This window comes from Nostoc sp. (assembly GCF_036916655.1).
GTDB lineage: Bacteria > Cyanobacteriota > Cyanobacteriia > Cyanobacteriales > Nostocaceae > Nostoc.
Window position 1 is genome coordinate 1 of record NZ_JBALFY010000123.1, and the last position, 9,014, is coordinate 9,014.

The following is a 9,014-nucleotide window of genomic DNA, read 5'->3' on the forward strand; positions in this document are numbered from 1 at the left end:
AGTCGTCGTAGCCATTTGAATTAAACGGCTGTTTCGCGCCAATCCAAAAACGTAGTCAACTCCAGTCTGTGACTCACACCATGTCATTATATCGTCTCGGGAATAGGCACTATGTCCTCAGATTCGCTGTTTAATTAAGTTTTCTATTGAATGGTCAATTCGATAAGGCTTTCGGTAATCTTGGAAACATAGTGCAAACTGTGATGTGATTTGCAGTTTTCTATCTATTTCAGCAATTAAGCTTAAACCTGCGTCAGATGTTACTTGTCCACCCTGGAAATTAACTACGATTGGAGGTGACTTTGGCTGTTCAAATCTGAACTGTTTTGGGAGCGATCGCGTTGCGGCTCGATTCATCGGTTAAAACGCCTGAAATGCTTTCTATGTATACATTTTATCAGTTTTACGCTCCGGTTTTTTCTGAGTTTGTGAGAAATCCGGGTTTTAGTACCTCCGTAAATGCCTCTAATCCACCCGCTGAGGCGGCAATGCCAACGATGGGAAATAAAGCATCTGCAATCTCTTGCTGCTCTAGGTCGAACGCTTCATTAACAGTAGATTCAGATACAGGTTGCTCAGAGGGTTGATCGGATGTCATAAGATGAAGTTTAGTACCGCAATGCTTTGGCGGCTAAGGTTTATATTTTAAGTTGGTTTACCAAATAAAAGTAGGAGGCAGGAAGAAAATATATTTTTTGACCTTCGCTACTTTCTTAACAGCACCCTAATTTTATTTATGAAAAATAAAATATCTGAATATTCAAAATATATAAACTATAAACAATTTTAATTTTCCTGAATCCAAATCACTTTACACTGGCAAACTTGCCTTTATCTTCAAAATTGGTGTGGTTGCAGGCAAAAATCCTATCTATCTAGCAATATTCAATGGATGGTTCCGTTATTCCCTTACATAACCTGATTTTAATGATTTTTCTTTTGTTTGCTAATGCTTATTGACTAAATAAATGATTTTAAAACATTTACTTAAGCAATTGATATAAATAAAACTTTCATGACAACCACTTTCTCCTGTGGCAGATTTATGATAGTTAATAGGTACCTAAATTTAATGCTTTTTTTTAGATAACCTGGCAAATATTAGTAATGTATATGCCATAATGTCACGAGCTAGGGGTATATAAACTTATTGTTATACTTCAACACGCAAGTAGAGAATGTATCAGTATTGACTACAAAAAAATTAATGCTACTAGCTCGAACCGATCGATGAATGATGCGGTGAAAACTCCTGCTATATCTGGGAATCCAAATATTTGGGTCTGGATTTAATCTACAGCAGGGGTTGATTGAGTTATGGATATGGAGGAAATTTGATGAACTTGTTAGATATAAAGAATCCTGAGGTTAAATTAGCCTCTAAAACTGATAATAACTTTGTGGACTTAACAGCAACACACCCCCGACCATTGTTAAAGCGATCGCACTGGCTAAATTTAAACGGTGAGTGGAAGTTCGCTTTTGACGATGAAGGGCGATGTGTTCAACCAGACGATATCCAGGCGTGGAGTCATCATATACAAGTTCCCTTCGCTCCCGAATCTACCAAAAGTGGTATTGGTGATACAGGTTTTCATCCAAACTGCTGGTATGAGCGAGAATTTGAAACACCTGAAGGTGACGGCAGATTATTACTGCACTTTGGGGCTGTGGATTATCGCGCCCGTGTATGGGTTAATGGTCAATACATGCTAGAGCATGAAGGGGGACATACTCCTTTCAAGCTGGATATTACCACAGTTTTGAATGATAGTGGCATAACAAAAGTAACAGTCTGGGCCCAGGATGATCCTTCTGACCTTGCCAAGCCTAGAGGAAAGCAGGATTGGCAATTGGAACCGCACAGTATTTGGTATCCTCGCACCAGTGGTATTTGGCAAACAGTCTGGATTGAGCGTGTGGGTAGAACTTACATTGATAGTATTCGGTGGAGTCCCGATTTCGAGCGGTGGGAAGTTGGCTGTTATGCTGCGATCACAGGTGATGTCCCTGCTGGTATCCAAATCAAGGTAAAACTGAGCATTGGCAATACCGTGCTGGCAAACGATACTTATGAAGTGTTTAACGGAGAAATTGGTCGCCGCATTTCCCTTTCCGATCCAGGTATCGACGACTACCGCAACGAATTGCTGTGGAGTCCAGAAAAGCCTACCCTAATGGATGCCCACATTGAACTTTGGCATAACAATCAACTCTTGGATCAAGCAAAATCCTACACAGCAATGCGGACTGTGGGGATACAGCGCGATCGCTTTATGCTCAATGGTCGTCCTTATTATTTGCGCTTAGTTTTGGATCAAGGCTACTGGCCTGATTCCCTAATGACAGCACCGGACGATGGGGCATTGCGGCGCGATGTCGAACTCGCCAAAGCAATGGGTTTTAACGGAGTCCGTAAGCACCAGAAAATTGAAGACCCACGATTTTTATATTGGGCAGATGTGCTGGGGTTGTTAGTATGGGAGGAGATGCCCAGTGCATATCGTTTCACACCTAAAGCAGTGGAACGCACGACACGAGAGTGGGCTGAGGTGATTAAGCGAGATATCAGCCACCCTTGTATCGTAGCTTGGGTAACGTTTAATGAATCTTGGGGAGTTCCGAATCTGGTTGAAACTGCGGCTCACCGAAACTACGTTTTGGCAATGTATCACTTAACTAAAACTCTCGATCCGAGCCGCCCAGTGATTGCCAACGATGGCTGGGAAAGTACAGACACAGATATTTTGGCTATTCATGACTACGACACCCACCCCCAACGATTAGGTCATCGCTATGGCCCGGAAGTAAAGCTATCGGATTTGTTCGATCGGAAGCGTCCTGGAGGGCGCATCTTGACACTGGATAACTTTCCGCATCAGGGACAGCCAGTAATGCTGACTGAATTTGGTGGCATTGCCTATGCCCCTGTTGATAACCCCGATGCAGATAAGGCTTGGGGATATGAGCGTTGCTCGAATATTTCCGAGCTAGAAATGAAATACGCTTCTCTGCTTGAAACGATTAATGATATCGAGTTGTTTAGCGGATTCTGTTACACCCAATTAACAGATACTTTCCAAGAAGCTAACGGTTTATTATACGGCGATCGCACCCCGAAATTTCCCATTAAGGCAATCCGCGCTGCAACCCTCTCAGGACAAGGATTATGTACTCCCACAAGCTGTTAAAGCCGGATGGTCGCCCACTGACCTTATACAGTCGATACCCGATTGCTGAGAATATCATCGCCACTAGCCCTAGTAATGAACCAGTGCAGGCAAATCCTCACCTGCGCTGGCATCCTTTACGCGGCGAATGGGTTGCTTACGCTTCTCACCGTCAAGGGCGGACTTTCATGCCGCCCCCAGAATATAACCCCCTCGCACCCACTACTAAACCGGAGTTTCCTACAGAACTTCCCCAAGGTAAGTATGATGTAGCGGTGTTTGATAATCGCTTTCCCTCAATGGCTCAAACGGCACACGATCCACCAGAGTGTATTGTGGAAACATTGCCTGCGAATGGGGCTTGTGAAGTGGTGGTTTTTGCTCAAAATGCCCAAGCTTCCCTTAGTTCTCTGGAATTGGAACATCTTGATTTACTGTTGCAAGTGTGGGGCGATCGCACCCGCGAACTAGGGCTAAATCCGCAAATTCAGTACGTGCTGCCCTTTGAAAATAAAGGTGTAGAGGTAGGTGTAACATTGCACCATCCCCACGGGCAAATTTACGCCTATCCTTTTATACCGCCTGTTCCGGCGCGAATGCTGGCAATGCAGCAGGAGTATTATGAAAAACATCGCCGGGGTTTACTGCAAGACTTGATTCAGAAGGAGATTGCAGACGATCAACGGATTATTTATCAAGATGAGTATGCGATCGCATTTGTCCCAGTCTGCGCTCGTTACCCCTATGAAGTCTGGATTGCACCCAAAGAGCCAGTTAGCACTTTTATGGATCTCACCCCAGAGCAACGTTGGGGACTCGCCAAAGCGTTAAAAACTGTGACTCTCAAGTATGACGGTTTGTGGAATCGCCCATTTCCTTACTTGATGGCTTGGTTCCAAGCACCAACTGACGGTTTAGCGCATCCCGAAGCGCATTTACACGCCGAGTTTTTTCCCCCATATCGGACAAGCGAAAGGCTAAAGTATCTGGCAGGAACTGAACTTGCAGCAGGGATGTTTGCCAATGATGCTTTACCGGAGGAGAAGGCTAAAGAGTTACAGGCTGTGGCTGTAGATATTGAAATGCTGATTTCCGCATAAAGAAAAAATAGGTAAACCAAAACAAGCGCATCCGTCACGAGATGCGCTTATTGTTCAGAAAAAATGTAAGGATTCAGGTGGCTGGGTATTGACAAAGGGGGCACTTGAGGAGGAGTATCGCAGATATGAACCAAAGCCTGCCTGAAGAATTAGACCGAGAAAGTTTGAGCCAGTTGCCCAAAGAAGAACTGGTAGAGATGCTTATTCAGCAGGCTCAAGTGAACAGAAAGTTACTCGAATCTATCCAGGAACTCAAACAAGAGATAAAAAAGCTTCGTGTTATAGCTAATCTAGATAGCAAGACTTCATCAAAACCGTAGGGCGAACGCATCAGAATACCTTTTATCTAAAACGCTATCATCAAATATTATGTAACCATTGGTATCAGGCTCAACTACCTCTTTCACGTTATCCCAGAGTAATCGAGGTGTTAACTTTTCTCTCTTCAAATAGTAGTTAATCGCATCATGGCTAATAGTCTCTAAATGCTCTGCCAAATTGGTCATCGTGTAATTAATTTGACTACTTAATAAGTATTGGCAGTAATTAAGCTTAGTAAATCTCATTACCGTAAGCAACATTTATCTCATACAACCTCTACCTATTTTCTCATGAATATTTCATGCTTTACTTCCAATACATCGGCTTCTATTACGAATACAAGGCTTTCGGAATCAGATTCAACTAATACTTATGTACTAGTAATTGGCGATCGCATTGTGCCAGTTGCGTAAGTCCTGTTCCCTACTAGTGTACCATTTGGAATACCAACCTCAGACAGACGCAGACAGACCTAGATAAATTTGATAATCATCTGTATCTATCTGTGTTTTTCCTATGAACGAAGAAGTCTCCAAGAAGCTAGAGTTAATCAGGCAAACCTTACGTGAAACCGAAGTGCAAGGTGTGCGTTTGCGGGGTACAGACTGGTTTGCTTGGGCAACGGCTGGCGCTTCTAACACCGTGCTGCTGACTGCGGAAACTGGCGTAGCAGAAGTATTTGTAACTACTGACGAGGCTTGGGTATTGACAGATGAAATTGAAGCGCAGCGTCTTAAAGATGAAGAACTGCCTGCTAATTTTAAGGTGTATGTGAACCCTTGGGCTGATGGTGCTGCCCGTGAGTCTTTTGTTCGTGATGCAACTAGCGGCGGAAAAGTAATTAGCGATGTCTACGACAACGCGAAGCGCGAACGCCCCATCTCCAATTTAGAAAAGCCGTTACCCCCAACTCTGCAAAATCATAAACGGGTAATGATGTCAAGTGAATTAGACCGATATCACCAAGTTGGGCAAAAAGCTAGTCAGGCAATGACAGAGGTACTCAAAGCCGCCAAGCCAACTTGGACAGAATATCAGTTAGCAGGTGCGGGTGCAGAGGCGTTATGGGCGAAAGGGTTGCATCCAGCGCTGACACTGGTAGCGGGTGAAAGGCGTTTACCGCTATACCGTCATGCTACAGCCACCGGAGAACAGATTGGACACCAAGCAATGCTGGTGTTTTGCGCGAGAGGTTACGGTTTGTATGCAAATCTGACTCGATTTGTTAGTTTTGGTAAGCTTTCAGACGAACGGGCTGAATTGCATTCCCATGTGCGCGAAATAGAAGCAGTAATTTTGAATTTGTGCCAACCCGGAACCACACTCGATGCAGTTTATCACGCGCTAGCTCAGGCTTATGAGCAGCATGGATTTCCTAATGCCATCCGCGAACATCACCAGGGAGGAACCACTGGATATTTATCGCGAGAAATCGTAGTAAATCCAACTACTACTGATACTTTGGCAGAAGGCATTGCTGTCGCTTGGAACCCCAGTTTACCGGGGGCAAAGATTGAAGATACTTTTGTGATTCTCAAGGATGGAAAGTTGGAAAATCTGACTTTTGATCCAAATTTTCCTCATGTTGAAGTAGAAGGAAGGTTACGCCCTGTACCTTTGTACAATTAAAAATTATGGATTTTGAACAAGTATTCGGTAAACCACCTGAAACTCAAGCCACTGCGCCAGGAAGAGTAAATTTACTAGGCGAACATACCGACTATAATGATGGCTTCGTTTTGCCAACTGCGATTCCTCAATCTACGACGGTACAGCTAGGTTTGAGTAGCGATAGGCAGCATCACTTTTACTCAAAAAATCTCAACGAGGAAGTGAGCATTTCAGATATTAATCATACCTCGTCTGGATTCGCCAGTTATATTTTTGGCTGTATTGAGATTTTGCAAAAAGCAGGACACGTAATACCATCACTTTGTGTATACGTCAAATCATCGGTTCCTATGGGTTCGGGTTTGTCTAGTAGCGCGGCTTTAGAAGTGGGAACGCTGCGGGCATTACGCCAACTTCTGAACCTTCCCATTGATGACGTTGAAATCGCCCAATTTGCCCAGCAAGCAGAAATTCAATATGCTGGCGTGCAGTGCGGCATCATGGATCAGATGGCTTCTAGTTTGGCTGATACTGAACATATCTTATTTTTAGATACTCGAACTTTAGAACGTCGGGTGATGCCTTTGCCTGAAAATGCAGAGATTTTAGTGATTGATAGTGGCGTACCCCGCACCCTGGCAACTAGCGGTTATAACCAGCGCCGGGCTGAGTGTGAAGAGGCGGCGCGATCGCTAGGAGTTAAGGCACTACGAGATATTACTGACCCTAAAGTAACAGAAAAACTACCTGAACCTCTACGCCGTCGCGCCCGTCATGTGGTTACAGAAGATAACCGCGTCTTAGAAGTATTGCAGGGAGTATCATCTGAACGCTTTGGCGAATTGATGAACGCATCCCACGCCAGTTTGAGAGACGATTATGAAGTGTCTGTACCTGCACTGGATACATTGGTAGAGATTTTGCAGAAAACAGAAGGAGTGTATGGTGCAAGACTTACGGGTGCTGGTTTTGGCGGTGCTTGTGTTGCTTTGGTGAAATCAGGCCAGAGCAAAGATATTGCAACTCATGTTCTTGAACAATACAAGCAAGCAGGTTACACCGGACAAATTTTGGTTCCTTCTTTGGAGTTAAGTGATGCAGCCTAAAGTTGTTTATGGAAATGCAGGCGTTGAAGGTGTAAATCGTTGGGGATGGTTTATGGGTCACTTTATCACCCCTGAAGACGATCCGCGTTCTACGGAAATGCTAGAAGTAAAATGGGCTGTTCACAAAGCAGGTGAAAGTAGAACTGATTGGGCAGTAAATAACCAAGCTGCAACGCTTTCAATTCTCATTCACGGAGAATTTCGCCTGCAATTTGAAGATAGAGAAATTTTATTATCTCGTGAAGGTGATTATGTTCTTTGGTGTGCAGGTGTATCCCATTGGTGGGTAGCTGAGTCCGACTGCACTATTTTGACTGTCAGATGGCCTTCAAAACCGGGTGATAGTGTTGAATTGGCTGGAGTGTCAAAGAGTTAGTTTGCTAAGTAATTGAGCATAATTAATTTTAATTAGGTTCGATGCTCCTTCATTTGTCAGAATTACTTTGCTTCTCAACATCAGATTTAAGATACAAAGTCAGATACTTAAGTAGTTGGCTTAAATAATTATCGTTGCGATCGGGCTAATAGCTTAAGTCTACTGAAGTAGACTGGAGATTTTTGGCAATATTTAGTCATCTTCAGATGACTTTAGCTATGAGACGGGAATTTTAATTCCCGGCGGGCGAACGGTTTCACATTAAGTTGACACCAATGGGCACTGCCGTACCCCTACGGCTCTACCTCACTTTTGTTTACACAGTTTGCTTTTATTGTGCCAACTTACTTATCACTTTCAAAAATCTTTCATATCTACCCTACAAACTTAATTATCTCTATCTTTAGTACTTTTTTTAATCCGTCGAACTCACTTAGTATGAACCCAGAGATGTTTTTGAGATGAGTTTGTTTGACGTAAAGCTGTGATTCTGATGAAAGACGTATCTAATGCAATCAACAAAATATAGGACTCATATTTGATTTTTGAAATATACGTAGGGTGCGTTATGCCTCTGGCTAACGCACCATCCGAAGGATTTGGTGCGTTACGCTACGCGATAACACACCCTACACATACTTAGATTTTTTCAGAAATCAAATCGGATTCCTATATCTAGACATATAGATAGAAAATTTATTGTGGCAAAGCTGGAGTCAACCCCAACTCTTGGAGACGCTACGCGAACGGGGAATTCAAAATTCAAAATTACAATCCCCATAAATAAATTTAGGGGCTTATATCCTTTTATTCTTTGGTCATTAGGCTTTATTAATCCATTGGATTGAGACGTAAAAATTATGCAGTGTATAGATTTAACTAATCAGCATTTTGTTTCATGCTAAAACGTAATTATCTACTTAAATACTTAAGTTTATTACTCGCAAATCCAGCATTAGTTATCGTACTAATGCTCACAGGATTGACGAGTGGTTGTCAAAAAAACGATCCGCCAGCAAATGCTCAAAGCCCGCCACCATTGCCAGTAAAACTTCAGAAAATTGACGCAGGTACAATTGAAGAAAGTTCCGAGTTTGTCGGGTCGTTGGAAGCACAAAAAAAAGTCACACTACAACCACAAATTCAAGGTCGAATCGAATCAATTCTCGTTTCAAGTGGTCAGCGAGTGCAGCAGGGTACGCCGATCGCATCTTTGAGTTTAGATCAGGCTCAGGCTAGGCTGTTGACTTTGTGGGTTTTTAGGCGGTTTTTGTTCATGCAGTTTTTGTGTCGTTAAAATTCCTCTGAAAATAGGGTTTTTCTTTTCGAG

The 9,014-nt window shown here is 43.1% G+C and carries 8 protein-coding genes and 3 pseudogenes; 8 read left to right on the forward strand and 3 right to left on the reverse strand.

The window, feature by feature from the left end; translation table 11 throughout:
* Positions 1-120 precede the first annotated feature (120 nt).
* Positions 121-357 (reverse strand): annotated as a pseudogene (locus V7L31_RS32155) (transposase); the annotation flags it as partial.
* A 46-nt stretch (positions 358-403) separates the two neighbouring features.
* Positions 404-598: a hypothetical protein gene (locus tag V7L31_RS32160; RefSeq protein ID WP_334699989.1), complete on the reverse strand. Its 195-nt coding sequence runs from the start codon at positions 596-598 to the stop codon at positions 404-406.
* A gap of 739 nt (positions 599-1,337) precedes the next feature.
* Between V7L31_RS32160 and V7L31_RS32165 the strand changes: the two genes are divergently transcribed.
* The 3 genes and pseudogenes from V7L31_RS32165 to V7L31_RS32175 form a co-directional block, all read left to right on the forward strand.
* Complete coding sequence (locus tag V7L31_RS32165) at positions 1,338-3,191, forward strand: glycoside hydrolase family 2 protein (protein WP_334699990.1); 1,854 nt, start codon at positions 1,338-1,340, stop codon at positions 3,189-3,191.
* Positions 3,170-4,270: a galactose-1-phosphate uridylyltransferase gene (galT, locus tag V7L31_RS32170; RefSeq protein WP_334699991.1), complete on the forward strand. Its 1,101-nt coding sequence runs from the start codon at positions 3,170-3,172 to the stop codon at positions 4,268-4,270. Before V7L31_RS32165 ends, galT begins: the two co-directional genes overlap by 22 nt.
* Positions 4,271-4,395: 125 nt before the next feature.
* Positions 4,396-4,587: pseudogene (locus V7L31_RS32175) on the forward strand (IS66 family transposase); the annotation flags it as partial.
* Positions 4,588-4,599: 12 nt separating this feature from the next.
* On the opposite strand, the pseudogene V7L31_RS32180 reads toward V7L31_RS32175, so the two are convergent.
* Positions 4,600-4,836, reverse strand: a pseudogene (locus V7L31_RS32180) (IS701 family transposase); the annotation flags it as partial.
* A 45-nt stretch (positions 4,837-4,881) separates the two neighbouring features.
* Here V7L31_RS32180 and V7L31_RS32185 point away from each other — a divergent pair.
* The 5 genes from V7L31_RS32185 to V7L31_RS32205 all read left to right on the forward strand — a co-directional run bounded on the left by V7L31_RS32185 (position 4,882) and on the right by V7L31_RS32205 (position 8,981).
* Positions 4,882-5,004, forward strand: coding sequence for a hypothetical protein (locus V7L31_RS32185; RefSeq protein WP_334699993.1), 123 nt, complete (start codon positions 4,882-4,884; stop codon positions 5,002-5,004).
* A gap of 103 nt (positions 5,005-5,107) precedes the next feature.
* Positions 5,108-6,220, forward strand: coding sequence for a M24 family metallopeptidase (locus tag V7L31_RS32190; RefSeq protein ID WP_334699994.1), 1,113 nt, complete (start codon positions 5,108-5,110; stop codon positions 6,218-6,220).
* A 5-nt stretch (positions 6,221-6,225) separates the two neighbouring features.
* Positions 6,226-7,308 carry a galactokinase gene (galK, locus tag V7L31_RS32195; protein WP_334699995.1) on the forward strand — a complete coding sequence of 361 codons (1,083 nt, stop codon included), beginning with the start codon at positions 6,226-6,228 and terminating at the stop codon, positions 7,306-7,308.
* Positions 7,298-7,684 (forward strand): signal peptidase I, encoded by a 387-nt coding sequence (locus V7L31_RS32200; RefSeq protein WP_334699996.1) that lies wholly within the window; start codon positions 7,298-7,300, stop codon positions 7,682-7,684. Before galK ends, V7L31_RS32200 begins: the two co-directional genes overlap by 11 nt.
* Before the next feature lie 898 nt (positions 7,685-8,582).
* Positions 8,583-8,981, forward strand: a complete 399-nt coding sequence (locus V7L31_RS32205; RefSeq protein ID WP_334699997.1) for a biotin/lipoyl-binding protein — start codon at positions 8,583-8,585, stop codon at positions 8,979-8,981.
* The last annotated feature ends 33 nt before the right edge of the window (positions 8,982-9,014 follow it).

Coding starts and splice junctions, on each gene's coding strand:
- galK (WP_334699995.1), top strand. CDS start 6,226: ATGGATTTTGAACAAGTATTCGGTAAACCACCTGAAACTCAAGCCACT.
- V7L31_RS32165 (WP_334699990.1), top strand. CDS start 1,338: ATGAACTTGTTAGATATAAAGAATCCTGAGGTTAAATTAGCCTCTAAA.
- V7L31_RS32185 (WP_334699993.1), top strand. CDS start 4,882: ATGAATATTTCATGCTTTACTTCCAATACATCGGCTTCTATTACGAAT.
- galT (WP_334699991.1), top strand. CDS start 3,170: ATGTACTCCCACAAGCTGTTAAAGCCGGATGGTCGCCCACTGACCTTA.
- V7L31_RS32200 (WP_334699996.1), top strand. CDS start 7,298: ATGCAGCCTAAAGTTGTTTATGGAAATGCAGGCGTTGAAGGTGTAAAT.
- V7L31_RS32190 (WP_334699994.1), top strand. CDS start 5,108: ATGAACGAAGAAGTCTCCAAGAAGCTAGAGTTAATCAGGCAAACCTTA.
- V7L31_RS32205 (WP_334699997.1), top strand. CDS start 8,583: ATGCTAAAACGTAATTATCTACTTAAATACTTAAGTTTATTACTCGCA.
- V7L31_RS32160 (WP_334699989.1), bottom strand. CDS start 598: ATGACATCCGATCAACCCTCTGAGCAACCTGTATCTGAATCTACTGTT.